This window comes from Algoriphagus halophilus, from assembly GCF_041729275.1.
Lineage (GTDB): Bacteria > Bacteroidota > Bacteroidia > Cytophagales > Cyclobacteriaceae > Algoriphagus > Algoriphagus halophilus_A.
Window position 1 is genome coordinate 50,096 of sequence record NZ_CP146486.1, and the last position, 25,230, is coordinate 75,325.

Below are 25,230 nucleotides of genomic sequence, written 5' to 3' on the forward strand. Positions count from 1 at the left end.
AGATGATTTCTTACAAGAAATGATCAAGGAGAAAGCAGGAAATGTCATGGTCGTAGCAGGGAAAAATGATCGTAAAATCGACTATATTCTTTCTGCATTGGAAAATGATATGAATGTCTACGCGGACAAGCCTTTGGTAATTAATCCTGCAGGTTTTCAAAAATTGAAAAGGGCTTTTGAAATCGCCGAAGAGAAGAATTTGCTGTTTTATGATATCATGACCGAACGGTTTGAAATTTCTACCATTTTACAGCGGGAGTTATCCATGATACCAGACGTATTCGGTACTTTGGAACAAGGGACACTTGAAAATCCAGCCATTACCAAAGAGTCGGTTCACCACTTTTTTAAGTATGTTTCTGGAGCCCCTTAGTTCGACCAGAGTGGTTTTTTGATACTGAAATAGAGGGTTCTGGTTTGGTAGATGTGACTACACATCTAGTGGATTTGGTTCAATGGGAATCTTTCCCTGGAGAAGCTTTAGATACCTCAGATGTTAATATGCTTCAGGCAGAATTGCTACCCATCTCTCTCAATTATGAACAATACCAATTGGTTACTGGAAAAACTCCTCCTTTTGCTGAAGGCGAAACGTTAGATGTTCTTGCCAATGGAGAAATGAATTATACTCTGAAGGGAGTACATGCAAAGGTATCGGTGAAATGGGCTTACCAAGCTCCGGAGGGAACTGCTGACACCCATTATAGTATCATGAGAGGGACCAAAGCCAATTTGATCATTAGGCAGGGACAAGAAGAAAATTACAAGCCGGTTTTGTATGTGAAGCTGCTCGAGAATCAAGAGGCAGCTTTGCAAAAAGCAATCAATGAAGATTTACAAAGTGCTTATCCAGGAATTAGTCTTACCAAACTGGACAATGGTGAATTTCGAGTAGAAGTACCTGATAGTTATTCTGTGGGACATGAAGCACATTTTGCGCAAGTCACCGAAAATTATTTGAAATTCTTTAAAGAAGGAAGAATGCCTGATTGGGAAGTGCCAAATATGATCGTAAAATATTATACAACTACCCAAGCTTACGCAAAAGCTCAATAGAAAAATCAAAGCCTCACAAACAGTGAGGCTTTTTTTAGGTTTACCAAACAGGAATATGGAATTTCTTTTCATGCTATTTTAGCTTTTTCTGAAAAGCACGAATTTCTTGAATGGATTAAATGTTGTCATTGGACAACTCAATTATACGATCTATTTATTTAACCTTATTAATGAGACCTAAATGAGTCTATAAATTTTATGAAAAATTTAACTTTTGAAAATGGGGATCGCATGCCCATTATTGGTCTAGGAACCTGGAAAAGTGAACCGGGCCAAGTAAAACAAGCGGTGTATTGGGCAATTGAAAGCGGCTATCGGCATCTTGATTGTGCCGCAGTTTACCAAAATGAAAAAGAAGTAGGAGAGGGTATTGCTCAGGCAATAAATGAAGGGCTTGTCAAAAGAGAAGAACTTTTTGTGACTTCTAAACTTTGGAATAATTCCCATAAATACGAGGATGTAAAGCCAGCTTTGGAAAAAACACTTTCTGATTTAGGGCTCGACTACCTAGACTTGTATTTAATCCATTGGCCAATTTCTTTTAAAAGGGGGATTGGGTTTGCAAAAACTAGGGATGAGTTTTATACCTATCTGGATGTCCCTCTGACTCAAACATGGGAAGGGATGCAACATTTGAAAACTCTGGGATTGGCAAAGCATATTGGAGTTTCAAATTTTAATCAAGCCAAACTTAGGGAGGTGATGAATATTGGAGGTCAAAAACCAGAAATGAATCAAGTGGAAATGCATCCATATTTACCTCAAAAGGCTTTGGTTCAATTTTGCAGGGAAAATGGCATTTTGATGACTGCCTATTCTCCATTGGGTTCACCGGATTCCAGAAATGAAAGCCACAAAAATGACCCTGTATTATTAAATGACCCTGTTATTGAGTTGATTGCTAAAAAACATGGGGCAAGTATTGGACAAGTGTTAATCGCTTGGTCCGTTGCTAGAGATATAGCTGTGATTCCAAAATCTACCAATCAGGCTAGAATCAAAGAAAATCTTGCTGCTGCAAAATTGAAATTAGATCAGAATGATTTAATGGAGCTAGATGATATAGGAGTGGAATTTAGATTTATCAATGGGAAGTTTTTTACGGGACCTGAGAGTCCCTACAAGCTATCCGATTTATTTGAATGAAAAAGGCCCGATTTATTCGGGCCTCTTTTTTTATTCCTCTATTTCTAATACCTCCAGAATGTCTGCTAATGCATCAAAATCTTTGAGTCCAGGTTTAATCTCTTCTCCTCCTTCTAATACAATCCCTTTAAGATTTAATTCATCTACAAGACCAATTACATTTTCTGCAGATAAACCCGCTCCTAAAATGACTTCACAATCCTTCGTCAAAAGGGAAATCACTTCCTTATCACTTACAGTCAAAGGGTCATCATTGGAGGTGATATGGAAAATAATTCCTTCTTCGCGGAGTTTTGTGGCCACATCTTTTTCCATGTGTTTAACTTCAGCCAAGTCTTTTTTATAGATCACTTGATAGCCAGCCTTTTTAAAGTTACCAGGTCGTCAATTCTTGTATGTTCCACCCAGGAAATGGAGGGGTAGTTTTTTAAAGTTTCAAGTACATCATTTGCAGATAAAGTATCAAATTCCCCAACAAACTCAAGGCCTGATAACCAGCCTGTTATTTCTTTATATTGAGCGGGGTTTACAAATTTTTCAGTACCTTCTTCCAAAGAAAACCCTATGAGATTTACATACATGCCAGCACAATACCTTGCATCACTGAGATTGGTAATGCCACTTATCTTTACAAAAGTTCTTAAAGCCATATCTTGATTTTTGGAACTGTAAATGTAATCATGAACATTGGGCTAGGAAAAGGAATCTGAAAGAATATGATCTTTTAAGCATCAGGTAAAACAGGAAATTAATGTATTTTTAAGTTCAAATTTGGAATCTATGAACAAACTTGTACCTATTGTTTTTTTAGTGGTCTTGGGATTGTTTTTTAGCTGTGAGAGGAAGTTGGATGAAAATCCTATTGAATTAGAATTGGATTTTCAGCCCCTAGTGGTAGGTAATTATTGGGTTTATGAGGTAGAGGAAAGGATTTACTATGGGGAAAATGATTTTGAAGATGATGCTTATTTTTTGCAGGACATCATCCAATCTACCTATATCAATGAAGCGAATGAAGTAGTATTTATCCTACAAAGAAGCAAATCCTATGATCAATTAGAGTGGGACCCATTGGAGCAATATACCCTTTTAAGAAGAGGGAAAACGTTGATTCGGACGATGCAAAATCAACAAGTCATCGCATTGGTTTTTCCTCCTACGGATGGGACCACTTGGGACTCTAATAACTATTTGAATGCTCCTGAAGATATATTTGAGTTAAAAACTATTGCGGCCAACTCCTCAAATAAAAGAATCCAAATTAACCAAGAGGATGCGGATGATCTAGTTACTTATCGGGATTATCGATACGAGGTGTTTGAAAAAGGAATTGGATTGGTAGAGGATTATGAGGAGGTTTTAACCTATTGTTCAAGAAACGATTGCTTGGGTGAACAGTTAATAGATGGAGGAAGTAAATTACATTTGACAATTACCGAGAATGGGAAATTATAAATTATTATTATCGACAATTCTATTAGTGGGAATGTGGTTTCAAACCCATGCCCAAGATCGGTATGCAGTGTTTTTTAAATTTAAACCTCAGGAGGAGTATTCTTTAAATCAACCCGAACAATTTTTATCATCAAAAGCATTAGCTAGAAGAGCAAAGGAGGGAGTGCTTCCAGATTCTTTGGATTTACCGGTTTCGCAAAAGTATATCGATGAAATTGCCAATAACGTACAAGAGATCCTTTATTCAAGCAAGTGGCTAAATGCCTTAGTGCTGGTTACTGATGAAGAAGGAGCTTTGGAAATTGAAACGTATCCATTTGTTGAAAGAGTGGAAATGGTGGCTTTGGACTTCGTACCTAGTCCCAATGCTAGATTAGGCAAGAAAATATTTGCCTCTGTAAGTTTAAAAATATGCCTGCCTGTCAATCATCGAAAACTAGGGACCAATGAGAACCCATATGATTTTCAAAATAGCTTATTAAGAATACCGGAGATGCATGAGGAAGGCTTCACTGGCAAAGGGGTTATGGTAGCGGTTTTTGATGCAGGTTTTCCGGGTACTGACGAGTCCAGTGCTTTAGCCCATTTATTTGCGAATGAACAAATCGTAGCAACCAAAGATTTTGTGAAACCTTGGTCTGATCATGTTTTCACTTCCAATCAGCATGGAACGAATGTACTATCGCTAATTGCAGCCAAGGAGGAAGGAATCTTAGTCTCTGGTGCTCCTGATGCAGCTTATTTTTTGGCAATTACAGAGGAAGATGCCACAGAGTATAAGGTAGAAGAATACAATTGGGTTCGTGCAGCAGAATTTGCAGATAGCTTGGGAGTAGATATCATTAATAGTTCTGTGGGGTATTATGATTTTGACGATCCAACCATGAATTATTCCCCTGAAGATTTGGATGGGAAAACAACTGTGATTGCTCAAGGGGCCACTATTGCTGCCCAAAAAGGGATTCTTATTGTGAACAGTGTTGGGAATTATGGGCCCGCAGAAACCAGCTTAGTATCACCTTCCGATTCAGAGTTCGTGTTAGCCATTGGGGCTGTAAATAAAAATCTGGAAGTGTCCAATTTTAGTTCCAGAGGACCTACAAGCGATGGTCGAATAAAACCAGATTTAACTACTTATGGAAATGGAGTTGCCTTAATAAAGTCCAATGGGAATCTGGGTTTTTCAAATGGAACATCCTTTTCTGCTCCACAAATTACTGCTTTGGCAGCAGGTCTTTGGGAAGCCAAGCCAGAATGGACCAGAGCTGAATTGGTAGAGAATTTAATCCGTAGTGCTACTCAGGCTGATGCTCAAGACAATGACCTGGGTTTTGGAATACCAAACTTTTATGATGCCTATTTTGGGGAAGTTTTAAGTGTGAGTGGAGAAGAGGAAATAGTTTGGAAAGTATTTCCAAATCCTTTAGCAGAAGATAATTTGACCATCTATTTTGGTCAAAGTCTTAGTGCTGAGTTTGCGATTATCGATATGAATGGGAAAACTCTTCAAACGGCTATCTTACTAAGGAACTCACCCAAAGATCCTTTCAGGACTTCTTTGCAAGGTTTGAAACCGGGCTTCTATATTGTGCAATTGCAAGATGGTCAACACCTAAAACGAACCAAACTCTTTAGGCAATAATCAAGAGCCTTTCATTCTTACTAATTCTAAATAAACTATGTCCATACAAATTGCCCCTTCTATTCTTGCTGCAGATTTCGCCAATTTGCAAAAAGAGGTAGAAATGCTCAATTCTTCCCAAGCTGACTACATTCATGTGGATATCATGGATGGTCTATTTGTACCTAATATATCCTTCGGTCTCCCAGTCACGGAAGCAATTCACAGGCATGCGACCAAACCATTGGATGTTCATTTGATGATTATGGATCCAGATCGGTACTTAGAGGCATTTAGAAAAGTGGGAGCGGAAACAATTTCTGTGCATTTAGAAGCTTGCCCACATCTACATAGAACAATTCAAGCCATCCATCACTTGGGGGCTAAATCGGGAGTGGCCTTGAATCCCCATTCCCCAGTGGACTTATTAAGTGAGGTTATACAAGATGTAGATATTGTTTGCATGATGTCTGTTAACCCTGGGTATGGAGGACAAAAGTTTATAGAGAATACCTATCAAAAAATTTCTAGGTTGAAGGACTTGATAATTTCTAAAGGAGCAAAAACCAAGATTGAAATTGATGGTGGAGTAAATCTTGGAAATGCACCTAAACTTAAAGAGGCTGGTGCGGATATCTTGGTAGCTGGAAGTTTTGTTTTTAACTCCGCCAATCCATTAGATACAATTAAGGAATTGAAATCAATTTAGAGGATTTAGCATTTTTAGGTACCGTTTATCTAAAAATACCTTAATTAACCCAAAAAGACTTGATTTTTGGATTGTGGTTTATTTATTGAACATCTTACGAAAACTAAAATCAGAGAAGACTATGAAAAAAGTATTGTTGTTTGGAGCGTTTTTCGCGTTTATTGGAATGAGTGGTTTTGCGCAGGAAGCAGCGGAAGAAGTTACAAATGAGGAGCTAGCTAAATTTGCCAATGTGGAAGTGATGACTTCCGAGTATGTAGATTCCAAAACTGAAGAGCTTAGAGCTATGATTTTGGAAAATGAAATCTTCAAAGGAGGAGCTAGATACAATGAAATCAAAGCTGCTTGGGGAGATGAAGCAAAAATGGCGGAAGCCGAGGTAACGGAAGAAGAAAAAGCGGCTTATCAAGCAGTACAGGATTTTCAAAATTCTCTTCAGGATGTGGTAAAAGAGTACAAGACTGAATTGATCATGAATGATTCTATCTTGGGTGCATCTACTTATAATAAAGTGAATGGTGCTCAAAAATCAGATCCTGCTGTCAAAGAGAAATTAGAAGCTCTAATTTCTGAAATGAAAGCTAAAAATGAAGAAGAAAGTGAAGATGGTAACGAAGGAGAAGGAAAATAATTTCTGATAAACATCACATGAAAGCCTCCTTTGTGGAGGCTTTTTTTTAATTTCACACGAAGGAAAGGAAAAAATCGTTACCCATTTATGAAGTTGAAAAAGCTACCCCTGTTCATGTTACTTTATTCCATTTCTACAGCCTTATTTGCTCAAGGAGAGGATATTTTTGGAATATCTGAAAAAGCGAAGAACCCTAAAAGTGAAAGCGCTATAGGAAATGCAGCAAGAAATGTATTGGAGATGTTTAGCATTGAGCTTTCTACAGGCGCAGCTTACCACCAATTTTCAACTCCCTTTTACACTGCGAATCCTGACTTATATCCTAACTTCAATCAATTTCAGAATTTTGATCAACCTCTGGATATTTCAGAAGATAATCCATTGGAAATGAAAAGTAATGACTGGACTTTTCCTGTCCTCAATGCCGGTTTGAGAATTAATCTTTTCAACTTACTAACCATCGGGGGAGGATACGGTCAGGAATGGGGAAATATGTCTACCATGAGAGGGGAGATTTTGAGTTTGGTTTTGAAGGCGGGTCATATCAGGCTAGCAAATTATATGGTACTGTTGGATTGGTTTTATTTGATGCTAAAAGAAGACAAACATTTTTGAAATGGCGGTATAGAAGATATGCATCAGCTAATTATTACATGCAATCAGAATTGACTCAACGCTCCAAACAAGTGTATCCTTGGAGATTTATCCTTGAAGGTGAGTTCGGTCAATTAAAAATGAAGAATTTTGTTGATCAAAGTATGGTGGCTGGTGGGTCCATGTATGAACCCAAACTTGCAGTGGGAGACAAGCCATATATGGGGATAGCATTACGCATTGAAAGAGATTTTTCAGAATACACAAAAATGTTCGTCAAAGGAGGAGCAGAGTTTAGAGATTTTACCTATGCTGCCTCAGACTTCTCTGAAGTTCAAAACCTTAAGCAAACCCTTTATGGTATGCAGGTTGGCTTTGCTGTTCGATTTCCCGGCACCAAAAGGTGTAAAATTGCGGGCTGTGGGGTAGTGATGAAACACATGCACAATGGAATAGAGTACAGGGGTAGCGGAATTTTTAATTATCAGAACAGAAAAGTCGGTCAATGGTATTAAGTTTTTAAAGACGTATTAAGACAATATTTTCTCTTTTCAAACCATTGGGTTTTTACTATCTTGCAGGCTAATAATCGACCCTACAAAAGCATTATATGGCTCAAGGAGAAAACGAGAACATCATACCAATTAACATTGAAGAGGAAATGCGTGGAGCCTACATCGATTATTCGATGTCGGTTATTGTTTCCAGGGCACTTCCAGACGTCCGTGACGGAATGAAGCCAGTTCATAGAAGGATCCTTTACGGGATGCAAGAACTAGGCGTACTTCACAATAAACCTTATAAAAAATCTGCGAGAATCGTAGGGGAAGTACTCGGTAAATATCACCCTCATGGTGATTCAGCTGTGTACGACACCATGGTTCGTATGGCACAACCCTGGTCTCTTCGCTACCCTTTAGTAGATGGACAAGGAAACTTTGGTTCTATCGACGGCGATAACCCTGCCGCGATGCGTTATACCGAGGCCCGCTTGAAGCGAATTGCCGAGGAAATGCTGGTGGATATCAATAAGGAGACTGTTGACTATCAATTCAACTTTGATGATTCCTTAAAAGAACCGGTAGTTCTACCAGCAAAAGTTCCAGCACTACTTCTGAATGGTGCATCTGGTATTGCTGTAGGTATGGCTACAAATATGGCTCCTCACAATTTAGGGGAGGTTATTTCAGGAATTATTGCCTATATCGATAATAGAGAGATTACCGTAGCTGAATTGATGGAACATATTATTGCTCTGATTTTCCTACCGGCGGTATCATTTATGGGTATAATGGGGTGAAGGCTGCTTTTGAGACAGGAAGAGGCAGAATCGTCATGCGGGGCAAGGCCAATGTGGAGACTAAAGATGGAGGGAATAAAGAGATGATCGTCATCACTGAAATTCCTTACATGGTCAATAAGGCCAATATGGTTGAGAAGACCGCCCAATTGATTAACGAGAAAAAATCGATGGAATTTCCGCAATCAGAGATGAGTCTGATCGATCAGGAATGCGAATTGTCTATGAATTAAAAAGAGATGCAATTCCATCGGTAGTTTTAAATAACTTATATAAGCATACTCAGTTACAGACCTCATTTTCAGTAAATAACGTTGCCCTAGTTAAAGGAAGACCTTATACTCTGAACTTGAAAGATCTAATTGTACATTATGTGGATCATAGGCATGAGGTCATTGTCCGTAGAACGCAGTATGAATTAAAAGAAGCTGAAAAAAGAGCCCATATTCTACAAGGGTATTTGATCGCTTTAGACCATTTGGATGAAGTAATTTCCCTGATTAGAAATTCTGCAGATCCAGAAACGGCAAGAAATAGCTTAATTGAGAGATTTGAGTTGAGTGAAATTCAGGCAAGAGCGATTCTCGACATGAGATTACAGCGATTGACTGGAATGGAAAGAGATAAAATTATCCAGGAATACAAGGATATTATGGCTTTAATTGAAGAATTGAAGTTCATTCTTGAAAACGAGGATAAGCGAATGGAAATCATCAAAGAGGAACTGACGGAGATGAAAGACCGTTATTCTGATGACAGGCGAACTGAAATTGAGCATAATGCAGAGGATTTCAGCTATGAGGACATGATTCCAAATGAAGAAGTAGTGATCACTGTTTCTCATCAGGGATATGTTAAAAGAACTGCCTTAACTGAATATAGAACTCAAGGTAGAGGAGGAGTTGGATCTAGAGGAGTAAGTACCAAAGAAGATGATTTCACTGAGTATATATTTACTGCCTCTACCCATAATTACCTACTGATCTTTACCGATAAGGGGAAATTATTCTGGCTGAAGACCTATGCCATTCCAGAGGGATCTAAAACCTCTAAGGGCAGACCTATCCAAAACTTGATAAATATTCAATCGGACGATAAGATTCGATCAATTATTCAAGTAGATGATTTGAATGATGAAGATTACATCAATAATCATTTCTTGGTGATGGTAACCCGAAAGGGAATCATAAAGAAGACCACATTAGAGCAATATTCCAGACCAAGAACCAATGGTATCATTGCTTTAAATATTAGAGAAGATGATCAACTAGTCAGAGTAGATATGACTAATGGAGATCAACATATCGTAATTGCTGCTAAATCCGGAAGAGCTATTCACTTCCCTGAAACTGCTGTAAGACCGATGGGTAGGACTGCTACCGGAGTAAAAGCGATTACTTTGACAGGCGAGGATGACTTTGTGATTGGCATGGTTTGTGCCTCTGATGAGTCTGCTACTTTATTGGTGGTTTCAGAAAATGGATATGGAAAGCGTTCCTATCTTGAAGAGTACAGAATCACCAATAGAGGAGGTAAAGGAGTGAAAGCGATGAATGTGACGGAGAAAACCGGAGCATTGGTTGCGATCAAAGAAGTGAATGATTCTGACGATTTAATGATTATTAACAAATCCGGATTATCATCCGAATTTCTATGGATACCCTCCGTATCATGGGAAGAGCTACTCAAGGAGTTCGATTGATAAAAGTAGGAGAAGAAGATAGTATTTCGTCGGTAGAAAAAATCACGAAAGAGGAGGAAGAAGAAATTGAAAATGAGATTTCTGAAGATTCTCCTGAAGCAACAAATGAATCTCCTGAATCACCGGGAGATGAACCAAATGATTAACCAAACAAAAAAGTAAAACGCTAATAATGAAGAAGCTAATTCTATCAATGGCCTTAATTGGTGCGACAACCTTGGCCTTTGGACAAAAAAGTAGTTAGGTCTGCAGAAAAGAACTTCAAATCTGGTGATCTTCAAACAGCATTATCTGATATCGAAGCTGCAACTGCTGACCCTGAGACAGGAGTAGATCCTGAGACTTATTTAATCAAAGCACAAATCGAAACCAAAATGTTTGGTTCTGATTCCTCCAACACCAAGCAAACATATGAAGTAGGACAAGCAGCCCTTGCTACTTTTATGAAAGCTTTTGAAATGGGGGTAGCAATAAAGAAGATGGTATCGGAGAAGATATCTGGGAAGAAGATGTATTAGGTGTTCCTGATAATTTAAGACCTTATTCAATCAATACGCTTAAGAATACTTCCTTCGATAAAGCAATTGAGAGATACAATGAAAATGATCAAGAAATGGCTTACTATTTCTTTGACCTAGCAGGTGAAATTGCTCCTGAAGATACTACCATCCATTACAATGCAGGTTTCTTGGCTAATGACTTGGGAATGTATGAGGAGGCTAAAAAGCATTTCAACTTGCTTTTGGATGTGGAAGAATACGATAAATTGAATACCTATTATTTCATGGTTCAAATCTTGAGCGGTCAGGATGAAAACCCTGAAGGAGCTTATGATATGGTAATGGCAGCTAGAGAAGAATATCCTGAAGATAAGATTCTAGCTGAATATGAAATTCAATTATTGCTTCAATTAAATAAAATGGATGAGGCAATGGCTTCTATTCAGGAGGCATTGAAATCAGATCCTAATAATGCTGCTATCCTTTTAAGATCTGGTTCTTGAAAGAGAAATCAGGTGATATGGATGGAGCTATGGCAGATTATAAGAAATCTGTAGAAGTAGATCCTGATTTCTATGATGGTAACTTCTATACTGGAGCTTTGATGTTAGACAGAGCTAGAGAAATCTTGGCTGATTTGAACGCTCTTCCAGATGATGAGTGGGAAAAGAAATCAGAAGCTATGGGTAAAGAAGCGGATAATTATTATAAAGAGTCTATTCCTTACTTCACTAAAGTATTGGAAATCAGACCAGAAAACACTGACGTAATGGAGATTCTTTTCCAAGTTCATACTAGATTAAAGAACACCGAAGAAGCTGATAAATACAATAAAAAATTGATCGAGCTGAAAGGTCCAAATTGGATGGAAGGTGGAATGTAATTTCTAGAAGAAGACGAAAGGCCAGCCGAAAGGTTGGCCTTTTTTTTGTTCCAAAGAGTTTTTTCAAATAGCTGAATAGAACACAGTTAGGATTTAAAAACTACCATTAAATATCCCGCTTGCCTCAATTCATCTGTCTAGTTGTTAATTTTTCCTTGCTCTTTTAGAAAGGAAAAATTTGGAAATTAATGTCAATTAATTCTTGTTAAATATTAGAAAAGTTAAGTAGTAATTCAGACGAAAGGAAATTGGTAAAATGGAGATATTGTTTGTGCTATCCTTAGTATCTTTACCCTTAATTAGTCTAGTAAGTTTTAGAATGTCTTTGATTAAAAGGTCAGTAGCCCTCACCACCTTATTTTCTCTTTTTTTCTTTCAAGTTTTGGCCAGGTCAAATTTCAAAAGTCTCTTGTGGTCACTTATGAAAATGGACCTTTACTTAGCAATGGAAAGGATTGGGCTGAGGAAATCAAAAAAACTGAACATTATACAGGGATCGATATCCGAATGGAATGGAGAAAAATCGAAAATACCTTTTATAATTATCTGTATAGATATCCTAGTATGGGCGTAGGGTTTAGTTCCATGACCAGGTATTCTAATCAATTGGGAAGACCAATGGGGATTTATGGTTTTATCGAAATGCCATTTTCTCGACGTGGAATATATAAGAATTTTTATCTCAGTTATTTCGGGCAGATTGGGCTAGGCTTTCATATAAAACCTTATGATGCAGAATCAAACCCTTTAAACCAATTCGTAGGTACCAATTTAAATTCCTACATCCATTTGGGCTTTAAGGCCAATTATAAGCTCTCAAATCGAGTTAGCCTGATCGGTTCCATAGGTTTAAAGCATTTCTCAAACGGAGCGATCAAAAGACCAAATGCAGGAATAAATTACATTCCAATAGGAATTGGAGTAAAAACAAAATTGGGTTCAGTACATCCTCTTCCTACTGAGGCAGTTAATTATCCGGAATTAGAAAAAAGAGGGTTTTGGAATATTGCGATGTATCTGGGCTATAAAAATTATGAGGTCGATGAAGGAAGCTATTTTAGAGGTGGTTTAGGAATAAATTACTTATGGGAAGCTTCCTACAAGTATCGTGTAGGTTTGGGCTTGGATTGGTTTTATGGAGCAGGTGTCAATGATCGATGGCCAGGGGAAAACACAAATTTTTTAGATGCTAATTCCTTTGCCATAGTGGGGTCCTGGGAGTGGAAGATCAACAAGCATTTATACGCTCCTGTAGCATTAGGTGTGTATTTGGATAGGTCGGAGTTCAATAATGAGATGACTTGGTTCTATGAACGTGTAGGCGTGAGGTATCGGTTTGATAACCATGTGTTTATAGGTGTTCAGATTAAGGCCCATAAAGCGAAAGCAGATTTTTTTGAGTTTACGATGGGTTATACGATTCCGGGTAAAGTTCAATATATCCGTTCCAAATAGCAGATAGATTCCCCATTAATCACAAAATATTTTTATTTGAAGCTGTCATATTTTAGCTTGTGATGTTTTACCAAGCCCATTTATGACCAAATCGATAGTAATGCGTGCTTTCGCACTTATCTTAGTTTTATTTTCTTTCAAGATTTCTAATGCACAGTCCGTTTCCTCCTCACTGCTTTATCAGAAATTGCAGCAGATAAAAGAAACGAGAAGGGTATTGTATGTTGCCGCACATCCTGATGATGAAAATACACGGTTGATCTCTTACCTCGCAAATGGGGAAAATTTGCAGGTAGCCTATTTAAGTATGACTAGGGGAGACGGAGGTCAAAATTTAATTGGGAAGGAATTGGGAGTGGAACTCGGGCAGATTCGAACCCAAGAGTTACTGCAGGCTCGAAAAACAGATGGAGGACGCCAATACTTTTCCAGAGCCATTGACTTTGGTTATACAAAAACTCCGAATGAAACTTTTCAAAATTGGGAAAGACAGGAAGTTCTTTCTGATGTAGTATGGGTGATTAGAAATTTTCAGCCAGATATTATTATTACTCGATTTAATACCATTCCTGGTGGAGGGAATCACGGTCAACATACCACTTCAGCAATTTTAGCAGGAGAGGCTCTTTCAATTGCAGGAGACCCTACTGTGTTCCCTGAACAACTTCAATATGTTGAACCTTGGAAGCCCAAAAGGGTTTTTTGGAATACCTATAATTTCCGAGGAGAATTTGAAAAAGTAGAGGGCGAGCAATACTTTGAGTTTCCTACAGGTGATTACAATCCATTGTTGGGTGAGACTTACAGCCAAATTGCTGCAGATAGTCGCACCATGCACAAATCTCAAGGATTTGGAAGTACTCCAAGAAATGGAGGAGCATTGGACCATATACAGTTTGTGGCTGGCGAGCCAGCTAAGGAATCAGCATTTGATGGGGTAATAAACCGTTGGGAAACACTTTCAGGTGGTCAAGAAATTGAAGCATTAATCGATCAAGCTTTATCTTCCTTTGACTTTAAAAACCCTCAAAACAATCTCGAAAACTTACTGTCTATTAAAAAGAAATTGACTGATGTTCCTAACCCTGCTAGTTGGGTGAAGGAGAAATTGGAAAGTATCGATGAATTGATTTTATCTTCTTTAGGAATAGAAGCGGAATGGATCGTAAATCAAGAATTAGGCTATCCGGGAGAGGAGATTACGACCAGTTTAGAAGTGACCAACCCATCTGATGGTCATTTAAAGATCATTTCATTTGAGAATATTGCTGGCGTTAATCGTATTGATAAAAATTTGGATTACAATGTGTTAATGGAGGTAGATCAGAAGTTTGTCCTTCCTACAGATGTTCCTCTTTCCCAGCCTTATTGGTTAAAAGAACCCACCGATGGAGCACTTTATCATGTAAGTAATCAATTGGATATTGGAAAAGCCTTTGAGGACAATCAGCTCCAAGGAATTTTGAATATGGAATACAAAGGAAATCCAATTTCCATTAGCCTACCTTTAAGCTATAAATACAATAGCAGGGTAGATGGTGAAGTGAATCAACCTTTCACGGTGATTCCAAAAATTGACTTATCTGTTTCCAAGGAAAATGTCATTTTAGTAGACGGGGTAGATCAGGATTTTTCTGTGACTGTTCATTTTTCGGATGAATTGGAAGAGGGAGAATTGACGTTTGAAAACCTGGAGAAGAGTCAATATTCCATCACTTCTGTAGAAATCAATGAATTGAATAAAGAGAAAGTATATCAGATATTATTCACGTTGGGGAACAATCAGAAATTGACGGTGACGGCTAGTTATGTCACTGAATCTGGAGAGGTTTATAATCAGACTACGAATCGAATTTCCTATAGTCATATTCCCAACTTGACCTACTTTAGTCCTTCTTCAATTAATTTGATCAAAGCAGACTGGGAAATTTCCGGAGATAAAATTGGCTATATTGAAGGTGCTGGAGATGATGTGCCAAGTGTGTTAAGTTCTTTGGGATACCAAGTCACGATGATTGGATCAACCGATTATTCTTTGGATTATTTAAATCAGTTTAAAGCGGTAGTCGTTGGAATTCGAGCCTATAATACCAATACTGATTTAATTGAAAATCAGAAGATTTTGATGGATTATGTAGCCCAAGGAGGTAATGTGATCGTTCAATACAATACCACCGGTGGATTGTTATCTGAAAACATGGGACCCTATCCATTCCAGTTGAGTAGGGATCGAGTTACTGTAGAGAATTCTCCGTTCAAGGCAGATTGGAGCCACCCCATACTAGCTGGTCCTAATAAGATAGATGAAGCTGATTTTGACGGTTGGGTTCAAGAAAGAGGCTTGTATTTTGTGACCGATATTTCAGAGGAATACAGCACCCCTTTGCAATTTCAAGATCCAGATGAACCCTTTATGAATGGCTCATTGATTTATGCAGAATATGGAAAAGGGCATTATGTGTACACGGGAATTTCCTTTTTCAGGGAATTGCCAGCAGGGGTTCCAGGTGCAATTAAATTATTCATAAACTTAATCGAACAATAGTTTTGGAAGAGAAACCGATACGTTGGAAAAACTTATACGTAGGACTATTGGCTAGTCTATTCATAATTATTGCATTGTTCACCTGGATTCAAAATGCTTTCTCATGAGTTTAATCGATTGGATTGTTTTATTTGGAACCTTAGGAACCATTGCTGCTTATGGAGTTTATAAAACCTACCAACAGAACAGTTTAGATTCCTACCTGAGAGGGAAACATTCCATGAATTGGTGGACCATTGGCTTGTCAATTATGGCAACTCAAGCGTCCGCTATTACATTTTTAAGTACTCCAGGTCAGGCATATGAGGATGGAATGCGATTTATTCAGTTCTATTTTGGATTGCCTCTTGCGATGATTATCATTTCAGTAAGCTTTATTCCTATTTACTATAAACTAAAGGTTTATACTGCTTATGAATATTTAGAAAATCGCTTTGACCTCAAGACCAGAACTTTAGCAGCCCTATTGTTTATTATTCAAAGAGGATTAGCAGCAGGGATTACGATTTATGCCCCCGCGATCATCCTATCCACTTTATTAGGCTGGAATTTAACTTGGACCAATATTTTGATAGGTACCTTGGTAATCGCCTACACGGTTTCTGGGGGTACTGAAGCGGTATCCATTACCCAAAAGCAGCAAATGGCTGTGATGATGGGAGGAATGATCCTTGCAGGTATTATTGTGATCCAAATGCTTCCTATTTCTTTTCAGGAAGCGATGCATGTAGCTGGAAAGATGGACCGTTTAAACATGGTCAATTTCGAATTTGATTTAGCGGACAGATACAATGTTTGGTCAGGGATGACTGCTGCTGTTTTTCTGTTTCTATCTTATTTCGGAACAGATCAAAGCCAGGTTCAGCGTTATCTTTCCGGACAGACACTTTCCCAAAGTAGGATGGGACTGATTATGAATGGCTTTCTTAAAATTCCAATGCAGTTTGTCATTTTGTTTATTGGGGTGATGGTATTTGTTTTTTATCAGTTTTATCAACCTCCGGTGGTATTTAACAAAGTCCAAACCGACAAATTAAGAGAAAGTGAATATGCGGCAGATTTTGAGCTTTTAGAAGAAAAATATACTGCCAATTTTGATGAAAGTAAGGCTTCGTATCAGGAATTGCTTTCCGCGATCGATCGGAAAGATGTGGCATCTGAAAACCAAATTCAGCAGGAATTAAACGTTCTAAAAGAAGAACAAAAACAGATTAGGGATCAGGTCAAGGAATTAATTATCACGAATGACCCGGTTGCCGAGACGAGAGATACTGACTACGTGTTTATGCGTTTTGTGATGGATAATCTGCCCAAAGGGGTGATTGGATTATTGTTTGCCGTGATCTTCTCTGCAGCTATGTCTTCCAGTGCCTCGGAATTGAATTCATTAGGCTCTACCAGTACCATTGATTTATATAAGCGATCAATAAAAAAGAATGCTTCTGATAAGCATTATTTACATTCGTCTAAATTCTTTACAGCTTTTTGGGGAGTAGGGGCGATTTTATTCGCTACCTATGCTTCCTTATTTGAGAATTTAATCCAGGCGGTTAATTTATTGGGTTCGCTATTCTATGGAACCATCCTAGGGATTTTTATTGTGGGATTTTTCATGAAGTGGATCAAAGGCAAAGCGGTATTTATTGCAGCCTTAGGCTCTCAGGCCCTTATTCTGCTAATTCATTTTAGAAATGGTCTAGGGTTATTTGATTTTGTTTGGAACATTGGCTTTTTATGGTACAATGCCATAGGTTGTTTGGCAGTCATGTTGTTTGCAGCCATTGCCCAATTGATGATTAAAAAGTAAAATATAAATAGCGTTCAAACTCAAAAAGGGGAATTATCTATTTGATAATTCCCTTTTTTATTCCCTTTGGTTTGATTACTTCAGGGATTGAATCAACCGTTCGTTTAAACCCACATAATCTGGGTTTTGAGCTTCTTCAGCCAAATCAATGGATTCTTTAGCAGATTCTATGGCTTCAGTTTTGAGCCCCAATGCAACTTCAATTTTAGCTTTCAGGTGGTAAGCCCAGTACTTAGGATCTGCCTCTACTGATTCCTGAATCCACTCATAGGCTTTATTTAAATCTCTTCCTGTATTCAGGTAATAGCTTGAAGCTTCGTAGAGCAGGGTAGGGTTATCAGTATCTTGATCTAGTACATATTCTTTGATCTGAGCCATTACAATAGGGTCTGAATCCATGGAAATATGGAAACTTGCGCTGGTTTGATCCCAAGCCATCGTAAGGTCAGCTCCTTTATCAGTCATATTAGTAAAACTGATTTCGAAAGTCTCATACTCTTTTTTGTTTTGGTAGGGCTGACTTCAAATCGGATTAGATCCTCTTCTGGATTGTATCCAATAGCTCCCCATAGTTTCGTGTTTTTTGACAAAATGATAGTCCAGGATTTTTTGTCAGGAATAGAATACAAAGCATACTGGCCTTTAGGAACATCCTTACCTTGGATTTTAACATCTGTGGAAAAGCTCAAAACAGTAGCTCCATTCGCTCCTGTTCTCCAAATCGCTCCATAAGGAACAAGTTCACCAAATATCTTCCTTCCTTTTTTGCTAGGCCGACTATAGGATACTGTAACGTCTGTTAATCCGACTTTTTGTGCAATCTTGGCAGATGGTGATGCCTGAGGCATTTCAATTTGCTGTGCAACAAGTTGAAAGTCAGTTACTAGAAGCGTAAATAGTAATAAATTAAGAATAGCATACTTTTTCATATACAGTAATACGTGTTATGTAAATTAAATCGAATTTTCTCTCAGAATATTTCTAGAAATCCTGTAATTTCATGTAAAATCATGAGCTTTTGTAATGAAAGTATCAGTAATTTCGTTTTTAGTGGGTTATAATTAAATGAAACCTAACTAGGTTATATATTTTTCAATTATTATGAGTTTAGCTATTATTTGTCCAGGGAAGAACGCTGATCCTTGGATCAAGGTTTTAAAGGATCAAGACCCTGATTTAGAAGTTCAAGTTTACCCCGATATTAATAATCCGGATTCGGTGGATGTGGTCATGTTATGGAACCACCCAGCAGGTATTCTTTCTTCTTTTCCTAATTTAAAATTGATTAGTTCCATGGGAGCAGGGGTTGATCATATTTTGAGAGATAAATCTGTGCCAGAAAATATTCCGGTAGTAAGAATTGTGGATGAAAAATTAACATTTTCCATGACTAATTATGTCATCATGGGCGTGTTGAATTTTCATCGACAATTCACAAGGTATCAACAAGATAAAAGAAGAAAGTTTGGGATATGAGCTATCCCGAAATAGATGTTAAAATCGGAGTGATGGGAGTGGGGGCACTTGGGGGTGATGTATTGGAAAAACTTGCATTTATGGGCTTTGATGTGGTCGGTTTTGGATTTTCAGAAAAAAGGATTTTCCATATCCCTATTATTCCAAGGGCCAATTGCATGAGTTTTTAAAAACAGTAAATGTGATTGTTTGTCTTTTGCCTCTGACGCCCGATACAGAAGGGATTTTAAATATTGAATTATTTAAACTATGTAAGAAAGGAACTTTTCTAATTAATGTAGCAAGAGGGAAACATTTGGTCGAGGAGGACTTAATCCTTGCCTTGGATAAGGGGTTCCTCTCTGGCGCTTTATTAGACGTTTTCAGAACAGAGCCTTTACCCAAAGAGCATCCTTTTTGGGAGGATGAAAGAATTCTTTTCACGCCACATATTGCCAGCGTAACCAATCCTAGCGCTGCCGCTCCTCAGGTGGTAGATAACATACGCAGAATACAAACCAACCAGCCTTTGAATAATCTTGTTATTCGAAAAAGAGGCTATTAAAATTTTTAACTATGTCCAATACTTTTACAATTATTTGTCCTACAGATTTTTCTGAATGTTCATTAAATGCGATAGAATACGCTGCAAAGTTGGGCGAGTTTTACCAAGCCGACTTGCTGCTTTTCCATGTTTTAAATAAAAAGGACTATGAAAAGCTTTCTCCTTTGGATTCGAAAGGCTTCCATCAAGAGGAATTCATCAAAGAAAAAATGATCAATCTTCAGCAAGCAGTTTTAAAAGAAAGTTTACCCAAAGGATTGAAAAGCTGTTTGATCTCCTATAAAAATGGAAAGATTGTTCCAACAACTTTGGCGGAGACTGAGCATATCAAGGCAGATATGATCGTGATGGGAACTGAAGGAACCAATGATTTGCGAGAACATATTATAGGTTCGAAAACCAGTAAAATTGTAGAAGAAGCCAGTACAGATGTATTTGTGGTTCCAAGAAAAGTGTTTTTCAAAAAGCCCCGAAAAATGGTTTATGCATCTGATTATTTGGAAGAGGATAAAATTGCCATTCAAAAGGTCATTGAAATGGCTCAGTTTTTTGATTCTGAGATCGATATAGTCCATGTTAGTAGTACCCACAAAGCCATTGATAAATCTCTTCATAAAGAAATGGTCAATGAAATCACTCCTTTTGTAAAATATGATAAAGTCAGTTTTGTACTGAAATCCTATCGGGATGACTTGGCCTTGGGTTTGGAAAATTACCTTCAAACCTCCAAAGGAGATGTATTGGTGACATTGAGTAAAAAGAAATCTTTTTTGATCAGATCTTCGCAAAAAATCTTTCAAAAAAAATGGCTTATTTCATCAATAAGCCATTATGGGTCATCAAGTCTCTTTAACTATTTCTTTTTAAAAATCCCTTGGATAAAATCTTTGAATTCTGAACGTGTCTTCGGATCTGTAAAAAGTGATCCTAAGGTGCGGAAGTAATAAGACACTGTGATCTTTTTAGGAATTTGCTGATGTTCGTTTGAAATTTTTTCTGTGTTTTCCACAGGAGGGGTAGGTGGTGTTTCAGGTTTGGTTTCAGGTTGAGGTCTACCTACAAGGTCATCTGCTTTTTTAAAGCTTTTTGAGAACGTCTTTTGTAACCGAGTTTCTCTTCAACCAGTCCCTTGTTATTGAAAGAAACTGCATCTTCTGGATCTAACTCAATTGCTTTTTCATAATCTTCAATCGCTCCTTTAAGATCCCCGATTCTATCTTTAAAGTATGCCCTGCTGCTATACCTGTAGGGATTTTTAGGGTCCAGATTTGCGGCACGGTCAAATTCTGCCAAAGCTTCTTCATCTCTTTTTAATAAATGAAGGACTACTGCCCTATCTGAGATATAATTTGTATTGTATGGGTCTAACTCAATGATGATATCAAAATCAGCAATTGCTTCCTGGGTTTTTCCCAATCTTGATAATATCCTACCTCTGAAAAGGTGAAATTCTGGATTAGTCTCTGAATTGGATATCAAGCTATTAAATAGGGTCAATGCCTCTTCAAATTTTCCTGCCTTGTATAATTCTATTCCTGCCTCGAAAGTCATTCTTTAATTTTTATTCAGTAATACAAAGTTAAGACAGGAATAGTTTACCAAATAATCTTTCTGATGTTTTTGCACCCAAACCAATCGGCCTATTATCTTTAAGCTTTAGAGTTCGTATTATTCATGGCCCAATCACCCCAAACTGTACTTAAAGATCTTAAAGCGAAAAAGTTTGCTCCCATTTACTTTCTAGATGGAGATGAGCCCTTTTATATCGATCAAATTACCGAGTATATTGAAAAGAATGCCATCGCCGAACACGAACGGGGATTCAATCAAGTGGTTTTGTATGGAAAAGACAGCAATGTTGGATTAATACTTAATAATGCCAGGAAGTTTCCAATGATGGCAGAGCGCCAAGTGGTGATTGTAAAGGAGGCTCAAAGTTTACCGGATTTAGGAAAGGAAGAATCCCAGAAACTACTGATCAATTATTCCCAAAATCCGCTCCCAAGTACGATTTTAGTATTTGCACATAAATACAAAAAGCTGGATAAAAGGACGCAGCTTTCCAAGGAACTGCAGAAAAATGCGGTCTATGTCACTTCTGATAAAGTTCCGGATTATAAATTGACAGACTGGGTGATCCAGTATTTCAAAGATATTGGACATGATATCGAACCCAGAGCAGCCCAGTTTTTAGCTGATGCCATTGGCAACAACTTGGAGGTAATGACAAATGAGGTGGGGAAGATGCTCATTAATTTCCAGGAACCTACAAAATTCACAATCCCTGATATTTCAAAATATATTGGGATCAATAAAGATTACAACAACTTTGAGCTATTGAAAGCAATAGGGGTTAGAGATGCGGAAAAATCCAATCGGATCATCCATTATTTCATACAAAACCCTAAATCTCACCCACTTATTCCACTTTTTGCGCTGATGTACAATTATTTTTCGAAGTTGGCTTTAATTCATCAAGCGAAAGGAGCCACTGATGACCAGATCGCATCCTTAATCGGTGTGCCTAGATTTGTGGCCAAAGAGTACCTTCAATCCGCCCGCAACTACAAATTGGGCAAGGTAATTGATGTGTTTACATACATCAAAGAGGCAGATCTGCGTTCTAAAGGAGTTGACTCCGGTAGTATGACGCATGGTGAAATCCTCCGCGAACTCGTGTACAAGATTTTGCACTGATTACCGAAGCTAATTTTAAATAAACCAAAAGAATTTGTTGTCTTGGGACTGTTCCTTTATCCATTGATTTGGATGAAATGAATCTCATGCTTGATTTTTTGGGTGCTAAAACCAACTACTGTCTATGAAATATTACCTGATGCTTTTTGTTGGATTGGGGTTGAGTTTGGATGCTGTTTCGCAATCCACACTCTATCAAACGAGTCCACAATACCCCTTAGATCATCAGACTGAGCTCTTCGAAAAGCAACTTTTTCTGCTTCCTTATACGATTACACCCGTCTTCTTAAGGAGGATTTGACCAATGAGCAAAAAAATCTGCGGAATTGAATAGAGCAATGTCCGCATTACAGGTGGAAAGTCCAGATGGACCTGGATTAATGAAATCTTACATCTATGATCATGGCAACCATCCTTCCGTTACCTCTGCCGGTTTGTATCTGGGAGATCACTTCTTTTATAAGAGAAATTATACGGAAGCCAATGAAAGTTATGCTTTGGTAAACCCTAACAGCCTTGGTGATGAAAACCGAGCTGACCTATACTTTAAGCAAGGCTTTGGGCATTTTCAAATGAAAAATTATGGACAAGCAGCTCCATTTTTTGATCAGGCCAAAGTTTTAAATACCTCAGTTAGTCCCGATGCTTACTATTATAGTGGATACATTGCTTTGGAAAATGGGGATCATGAAAAAGCAATTGCAGACCTTCATACTGCATCTCAAGATGTGTTTTATTCAGGTAAAGTTCCTTATTTAATTGCAGCACTTTATTACAATACAGGTAGTTATGATCAATTGATCAGTTATGCAGAACCTAAATTCGGTACAGGTCAGCAACTAGAAAAACCTGAAATCATTCATTTGTACTTGGCGGAAGCTTATTATGCCAAGCAAGATTATGCAAATGCCTCCAGTCACTATGAATCTTATATCAGCTCCAGAAAAGGCACCTTATCTAGAGAAGAGATTTATAAAGCTGGAATTTCCTTATTTGAAATTCAGAACTATAATAGAGCCGCTGAATATTTGAAAAATTCAGCTTCAGCAAATGATGAATTAGGACAGGCAAGTAGTTACTACCTAGGACATGCCTATTTGAAGCAGGAAAATTATCAGTTTGCTTCCACCAGTTTCGCTGCGGCCTCCAAAGCTGAATTCAACAAACAAATTCAGGAAGATGCATTGGTTAATTATGCAAAAGTAAACCTTCAAAAGGGGAGTTTTCAAGCTGCAATTGCTGCTTTAGATGAATATTTGGATAAGTATCCAACTGGAACTCATAAAGCTGAAATGGAGACCTTGCTTTCGGAGGCCTTGGTCAACACCAATGATTATTTAAGGGCTATTGAACAAATGGACCGAATCACCAATAAGTCTCCAAGAATTCAATCAGCTTATCAAAAAGTAGCCTTTTATCAGGCCATGGTATACTTCAGGGATCAAAGATGGGATGGAGCAATTGCTTATTTGGATAAGTCTTTGGCTTATCCTGTTGACCGTACTATTGTATTGGAATCTCATTTTTGGAAAGGAGAGGCTTATTCTGCAGATGGAAAGCTACCTCAAGCAATTAAATCCTATGAACAGGCAATATCACTGGGTCGAAGCACCTCTAGTTCGTACTTAACCAAAAGTTTGTATGGATTAGGGTATGCCTATTTTAATTCACAAAAATACCCTCAAGCTGAAGTTCATTTCAAAACATACACTGATCGTCTGAGAGGTCGTGATAATAAAGAAAATTACGACGATGCCATGCTCCGGTTAGGAGATTGCTATTACGTACAAAAAAGGTTTTCTGAAGCTGCTTCGGTATTCCAACAGGCAATAAACGAGCGCAATTCTGGCATAGATTACGCTTATTATCGATTAGCAGTAGTACAGAATTTCCAAACCAGAAATCAAGAAGCTTTATATCAGTTGGATGCTCTGATTTCCAGGTATCCTTCCAGTTTGTATTACGAAGATGCATTGTATCAAAAGGGTCAGATTAACATGGAGGAGACCAATTACGCTGAAGCTTCCCGTGCCTATTCTGATTTGATTAATGGAAAACCGAATTCACCTTTTGTTCCATATGCGTTGGAGGGTAGGGCAGTTGCTAATTTCTCCATGCAGAATTATGATCAGACTATTCAGGATTATAAAACCATTTTAGATAGACATCCCAATGCCCAAAATGCAGAAACAGCTCTAAAAGGCTTGCAGGAAACGTTGGCTTTACAAGGAAGATCGGGTGAGTTTTCGGATTATTTGGCACGGTACAAAGGTTCTAATCCATCCAATACAAGTGTTCAATCTCTTGAATTTGAGGCGGCCAAGAGTATGTATTTTGATAAAAATTATACGCAGGCTTCCAGAGCTTTTGAAAGCTACTTAAGAAATTATCCTCAATCCGCTCAAAAAGCAGATGCCTTGTATTTCTTGGGAGATTCCTACTTCCAGTTGGGAAATAAGGATCAGGCCTTGGCTCAATTTAAGGCCTTGGAAAATGAACCGGCATCTCCTCAAAGAGTAAGGGCTTTACAACGAATTGGGGGAATTGAATTGGAAAACGGAAACTTCGAGCAAGCTATTCCTTACCTACAAACTGCTGCGGAGAATGCCAGAAACAAAATTGAAGAGGCCGAAGCGGTGCAAGGTTTGATGGTAGCGAATTTTGAAACCAAAAAATACAATCAGGCAATTACCAATGCGGACCGTCTACTGACCTTGGATGGTATTATTCCGAATCTACTCCTAAAGCTTTGCTGACTAAAGCAAAAGCCGAGCGTGAGACGAATAGAAAGGCAGATGCTGAAACTACATTGATGACCTTGGTGAATGAATACAAAACAGAACAAGGAGCAGAAGGCTTGTATTGGTTGGCTTATTCATTTCAGGAAAAGGGAGATGTAGCCCAATCCAATGAAACCATATTTGATTTCTCAGGACCATTTGTTGACTTCGGGTATTGGTATGGAAGAATGTTTTTACTCTTGGCAGACAACTATGTGACACTTGGAGAGGATTTCCAGGCCAAGGCAACTTTGGAATCTATTGTGGAGAAATCTACGAATGAAGAAATAAAATCTATGGCTCAAACTAAACTTCAAACTTTAAACTAA

At 38.0% G+C, this 25,230-nt stretch carries 26 protein-coding genes and 2 pseudogenes; 23 read left to right on the plus strand and 5 right to left on the minus strand.

The window, feature by feature from the left end; translation table 11 throughout:
- The first annotated feature begins 19 nt into the window (after window positions 1–19).
- A pseudogene (locus V8V91_RS00270) lies at window positions 20–1,056 on the plus strand (putative oxidoreductase C-terminal domain-containing protein).
- A 198-nt stretch (window positions 1,057–1,254) separates the two neighbouring features.
- Window positions 1,255–2,202 carry an aldo/keto reductase gene (locus tag V8V91_RS00275; RefSeq protein WP_373398247.1) on the plus strand — a complete coding sequence of 316 codons (948 nt, stop codon included), beginning with the start codon at window positions 1,255–1,257 and terminating at the stop codon, window positions 2,200–2,202.
- Window positions 2,203–2,232: 30 nt separating this feature from the next.
- On the opposite strand, the gene V8V91_RS00280 is transcribed toward V8V91_RS00275, so the two are convergent.
- Both V8V91_RS00280 and V8V91_RS00285 read right to left on the minus strand, forming a co-directional pair.
- Window positions 2,233–2,553 (minus strand): hypothetical protein, encoded by a 321-nt coding sequence (locus V8V91_RS00280; protein WP_373398248.1) that lies wholly within the window; start codon window positions 2,551–2,553, stop codon window positions 2,233–2,235.
- Window positions 2,550–2,852, minus strand: a complete 303-nt coding sequence (locus V8V91_RS00285) for a hypothetical protein (protein ID WP_373398249.1) — start codon at window positions 2,850–2,852, stop codon at window positions 2,550–2,552. Before V8V91_RS00285 ends, V8V91_RS00280 begins: the two co-directional genes overlap by 4 nt.
- Before the next feature lie 130 nt (window positions 2,853–2,982).
- Here V8V91_RS00285 and V8V91_RS00290 point away from each other — a divergent pair, with 130 nt between their 5' ends.
- The 13 genes and pseudogenes from V8V91_RS00290 to V8V91_RS00350 all read left to right on the plus strand — a co-directional run bounded on the left by V8V91_RS00290 (window position 2,983) and on the right by V8V91_RS00350 (window position 17,404).
- Window positions 2,983–3,657, plus strand: a complete 675-nt coding sequence (locus V8V91_RS00290) for a hypothetical protein (RefSeq protein WP_373398250.1) — start codon at window positions 2,983–2,985, stop codon at window positions 3,655–3,657.
- Window positions 3,644–5,299 (plus strand): S8 family serine peptidase, encoded by a 1,656-nt coding sequence (locus V8V91_RS00295; protein ID WP_373398251.1) that lies wholly within the window; start codon window positions 3,644–3,646, stop codon window positions 5,297–5,299. The genes V8V91_RS00290 and V8V91_RS00295 overlap by 14 nt, the downstream gene beginning before the upstream one ends.
- A gap of 37 nt (window positions 5,300–5,336) precedes the next feature.
- Window positions 5,337–5,987 (plus strand): ribulose-phosphate 3-epimerase, encoded by a 651-nt coding sequence (gene rpe, locus V8V91_RS00300; RefSeq protein ID WP_373398252.1) that lies wholly within the window; start codon window positions 5,337–5,339, stop codon window positions 5,985–5,987.
- 121 nt (window positions 5,988–6,108) lie between these two features.
- Entirely contained in the window at window positions 6,109–6,618 is a 510-nt protein-coding gene (locus V8V91_RS00305; protein ID WP_074223897.1) for a hypothetical protein, read from the plus strand.
- Window positions 6,619–6,705: 87 nt separating this feature from the next.
- Complete coding sequence (locus V8V91_RS00310) at window positions 6,706–7,233, plus strand: hypothetical protein (protein WP_373398253.1); 528 nt, start codon at window positions 6,706–6,708, stop codon at window positions 7,231–7,233.
- A gap of 38 nt (window positions 7,234–7,271) precedes the next feature.
- Window positions 7,272–7,727, plus strand: coding sequence for a hypothetical protein (locus V8V91_RS00315; protein ID WP_373398254.1), 456 nt, complete (start codon window positions 7,272–7,274; stop codon window positions 7,725–7,727).
- A gap of 95 nt (window positions 7,728–7,822) precedes the next feature.
- A pseudogene (gene gyrA / locus V8V91_RS00320) lies at window positions 7,823–10,360 on the plus strand (DNA gyrase subunit A).
- A gap of 78 nt (window positions 10,361–10,438) precedes the next feature.
- Window positions 10,439–10,732: a hypothetical protein gene (locus V8V91_RS00325; RefSeq protein WP_373398255.1), complete on the plus strand. Its 294-nt coding sequence runs from the start codon at window positions 10,439–10,441 to the stop codon at window positions 10,730–10,732.
- A 95-nt stretch (window positions 10,733–10,827) separates the two neighbouring features.
- Window positions 10,828–11,217 carry a hypothetical protein gene (locus V8V91_RS00330; protein ID WP_373398256.1) on the plus strand — a complete coding sequence of 130 codons (390 nt, stop codon included), beginning with the start codon at window positions 10,828–10,830 and terminating at the stop codon, window positions 11,215–11,217.
- Window positions 11,214–11,597: a tetratricopeptide repeat protein gene (locus V8V91_RS00335; protein ID WP_373398257.1), complete on the plus strand. Its 384-nt coding sequence runs from the start codon at window positions 11,214–11,216 to the stop codon at window positions 11,595–11,597. Before V8V91_RS00330 ends, V8V91_RS00335 begins: the two co-directional genes overlap by 4 nt.
- A 411-nt stretch (window positions 11,598–12,008) precedes the next feature.
- A complete protein-coding gene (locus V8V91_RS00340; RefSeq protein ID WP_373398258.1) occupies window positions 12,009–13,052 on the plus strand; it encodes an acyloxyacyl hydrolase in 1,044 nt (347 codons plus the stop codon).
- An 82-nt stretch (window positions 13,053–13,134) separates the two neighbouring features.
- Window positions 13,135–15,597, plus strand: coding sequence for a PIG-L family deacetylase (locus V8V91_RS00345; protein ID WP_373398259.1), 2,463 nt, complete (start codon window positions 13,135–13,137; stop codon window positions 15,595–15,597).
- Between the two features lie 103 nt (window positions 15,598–15,700).
- Window positions 15,701–17,404, plus strand: a complete 1,704-nt coding sequence (locus V8V91_RS00350; RefSeq protein ID WP_373398260.1) for a sodium:solute symporter — start codon at window positions 15,701–15,703, stop codon at window positions 17,402–17,404.
- A 75-nt stretch (window positions 17,405–17,479) separates the two neighbouring features.
- On the opposite strand, the gene V8V91_RS00355 is transcribed toward V8V91_RS00350, so the two are convergent.
- The gene (locus V8V91_RS00355) at window positions 17,480–17,869 is read right to left on the minus strand and encodes a hypothetical protein (protein ID WP_373398261.1); all 390 of its coding nucleotides are present in this window, start codon (window positions 17,867–17,869) and stop codon (window positions 17,480–17,482) included.
- Window positions 17,866–18,333 (minus strand): DUF2911 domain-containing protein, encoded by a 468-nt coding sequence (locus V8V91_RS00360; protein ID WP_373398262.1) that lies wholly within the window; start codon window positions 18,331–18,333, stop codon window positions 17,866–17,868. Before V8V91_RS00360 ends, V8V91_RS00355 begins: the two co-directional genes overlap by 4 nt.
- Window positions 18,334–18,505: 172 nt before the next feature.
- Between V8V91_RS00360 and V8V91_RS00365 the strand changes: the two genes are divergently transcribed.
- From V8V91_RS00365 to V8V91_RS00380, 4 genes are read left to right on the plus strand one after another with little or no spacing between them, the layout of a single operon-like run.
- Window positions 18,506–18,880: a hypothetical protein gene (locus tag V8V91_RS00365; protein ID WP_373398263.1), complete on the plus strand. Its 375-nt coding sequence runs from the start codon at window positions 18,506–18,508 to the stop codon at window positions 18,878–18,880.
- On the plus strand, window positions 18,877–19,050 hold the full coding sequence (locus tag V8V91_RS00370; RefSeq protein WP_373398264.1) for a hypothetical protein: 174 nt from the start codon (window positions 18,877–18,879) through the stop codon (window positions 19,048–19,050). The genes V8V91_RS00365 and V8V91_RS00370 overlap by 4 nt, the downstream gene beginning before the upstream one ends.
- A complete protein-coding gene (locus V8V91_RS00375) occupies window positions 19,035–19,424 on the plus strand; it encodes an NAD(P)-dependent oxidoreductase (RefSeq protein ID WP_373398265.1) in 390 nt (129 codons plus the stop codon). The genes V8V91_RS00370 and V8V91_RS00375 overlap by 16 nt, the downstream gene beginning before the upstream one ends.
- Before the next feature lie 11 nt (window positions 19,425–19,435).
- Complete coding sequence (locus V8V91_RS00380; protein WP_373398266.1) at window positions 19,436–20,368, plus strand: universal stress protein; 933 nt, start codon at window positions 19,436–19,438, stop codon at window positions 20,366–20,368.
- Between the two features lie 112 nt (window positions 20,369–20,480).
- On the opposite strand, the gene V8V91_RS00385 is transcribed toward V8V91_RS00380, so the two are convergent.
- Entirely contained in the window at window positions 20,481–20,975 is a 495-nt protein-coding gene (locus tag V8V91_RS00385; protein ID WP_373398267.1) for a tetratricopeptide repeat protein, read from the minus strand.
- A 123-nt stretch (window positions 20,976–21,098) separates the two neighbouring features.
- Between V8V91_RS00385 and holA the strand changes: the two genes are divergently transcribed.
- From holA to V8V91_RS00405, 4 genes are all read left to right on the plus strand, one after another.
- Window positions 21,099–22,121: a DNA polymerase III subunit delta gene (holA, locus tag V8V91_RS00390; RefSeq protein WP_373398268.1), complete on the plus strand. Its 1,023-nt coding sequence runs from the start codon at window positions 21,099–21,101 to the stop codon at window positions 22,119–22,121.
- Window positions 22,122–22,245: 124 nt separating this feature from the next.
- The gene (locus V8V91_RS00395; protein ID WP_373398269.1) at window positions 22,246–22,422 is read left to right on the plus strand and encodes a hypothetical protein; all 177 of its coding nucleotides are present in this window, start codon (window positions 22,246–22,248) and stop codon (window positions 22,420–22,422) included.
- A gap of 37 nt (window positions 22,423–22,459) precedes the next feature.
- Window positions 22,460–24,877, plus strand: coding sequence for a tetratricopeptide repeat protein (locus V8V91_RS00400; protein WP_373398270.1), 2,418 nt, complete (start codon window positions 22,460–22,462; stop codon window positions 24,875–24,877).
- The gene (locus V8V91_RS00405; RefSeq protein WP_373398271.1) at window positions 24,871–25,230 is read left to right on the plus strand and encodes a tol-pal system YbgF family protein; all 360 of its coding nucleotides are present in this window, start codon (window positions 24,871–24,873) and stop codon (window positions 25,228–25,230) included. The genes V8V91_RS00400 and V8V91_RS00405 overlap by 7 nt, the downstream gene beginning before the upstream one ends.

Excerpts from the sequence above, each read along its gene's own strand:
- V8V91_RS00350 (WP_373398260.1), top strand. The coding sequence starts at position 15,701 with ATGAGTTTAATCGATTGGATTGTTTTATTTGGAACCTTAGGAACCATT.
- V8V91_RS00310 (WP_373398253.1), top strand. The coding sequence starts at position 6,706 with ATGAAGTTGAAAAAGCTACCCCTGTTCATGTTACTTTATTCCATTTCT.
- V8V91_RS00305 (WP_074223897.1), top strand. The coding sequence starts at position 6,109 with ATGAAAAAAGTATTGTTGTTTGGAGCGTTTTTCGCGTTTATTGGAATG.
- V8V91_RS00290 (WP_373398250.1), top strand. The coding sequence starts at position 2,983 with ATGAACAAACTTGTACCTATTGTTTTTTTAGTGGTCTTGGGATTGTTT.
- V8V91_RS00295 (WP_373398251.1), top strand. The coding sequence starts at position 3,644 with ATGGGAAATTATAAATTATTATTATCGACAATTCTATTAGTGGGAATG.
- rpe (WP_373398252.1), top strand. The coding sequence starts at position 5,337 with ATGTCCATACAAATTGCCCCTTCTATTCTTGCTGCAGATTTCGCCAAT.
- V8V91_RS00395 (WP_373398269.1), top strand. The coding sequence starts at position 22,246 with ATGAAATATTACCTGATGCTTTTTGTTGGATTGGGGTTGAGTTTGGAT.
- V8V91_RS00345 (WP_373398259.1), top strand. The coding sequence starts at position 13,135 with ATGACCAAATCGATAGTAATGCGTGCTTTCGCACTTATCTTAGTTTTA.
- V8V91_RS00365 (WP_373398263.1), top strand. The coding sequence starts at position 18,506 with ATGAGTTTAGCTATTATTTGTCCAGGGAAGAACGCTGATCCTTGGATC.
- V8V91_RS00315 (WP_373398254.1), top strand. The coding sequence starts at position 7,272 with ATGCAATCAGAATTGACTCAACGCTCCAAACAAGTGTATCCTTGGAGA.
- V8V91_RS00380 (WP_373398266.1), top strand. The coding sequence starts at position 19,436 with ATGTCCAATACTTTTACAATTATTTGTCCTACAGATTTTTCTGAATGT.
- V8V91_RS00330 (WP_373398256.1), top strand. The coding sequence starts at position 10,828 with ATGGCTTACTATTTCTTTGACCTAGCAGGTGAAATTGCTCCTGAAGAT.
- holA (WP_373398268.1), top strand. The coding sequence starts at position 21,099 with ATGGCCCAATCACCCCAAACTGTACTTAAAGATCTTAAAGCGAAAAAG.
- V8V91_RS00360 (WP_373398262.1), bottom strand. The coding sequence starts at position 18,333 with ATGAAAAAGTATGCTATTCTTAATTTATTACTATTTACGCTTCTAGTA.
- V8V91_RS00285 (WP_373398249.1), bottom strand. The coding sequence starts at position 2,852 with ATGGCTTTAAGAACTTTTGTAAAGATAAGTGGCATTACCAATCTCAGT.
- V8V91_RS00370 (WP_373398264.1), top strand. The coding sequence starts at position 18,877 with ATGAGCTATCCCGAAATAGATGTTAAAATCGGAGTGATGGGAGTGGGG.
- V8V91_RS00275 (WP_373398247.1), top strand. The coding sequence starts at position 1,255 with ATGAAAAATTTAACTTTTGAAAATGGGGATCGCATGCCCATTATTGGT.
- V8V91_RS00355 (WP_373398261.1), bottom strand. The coding sequence starts at position 17,869 with ATGACTGATAAAGGAGCTGACCTTACGATGGCTTGGGATCAAACCAGC.
- V8V91_RS00385 (WP_373398267.1), bottom strand. The coding sequence starts at position 20,975 with ATGACTTTCGAGGCAGGAATAGAATTATACAAGGCAGGAAAATTTGAA.
- V8V91_RS00400 (WP_373398270.1), top strand. The coding sequence starts at position 22,460 with ATGTCCGCATTACAGGTGGAAAGTCCAGATGGACCTGGATTAATGAAA.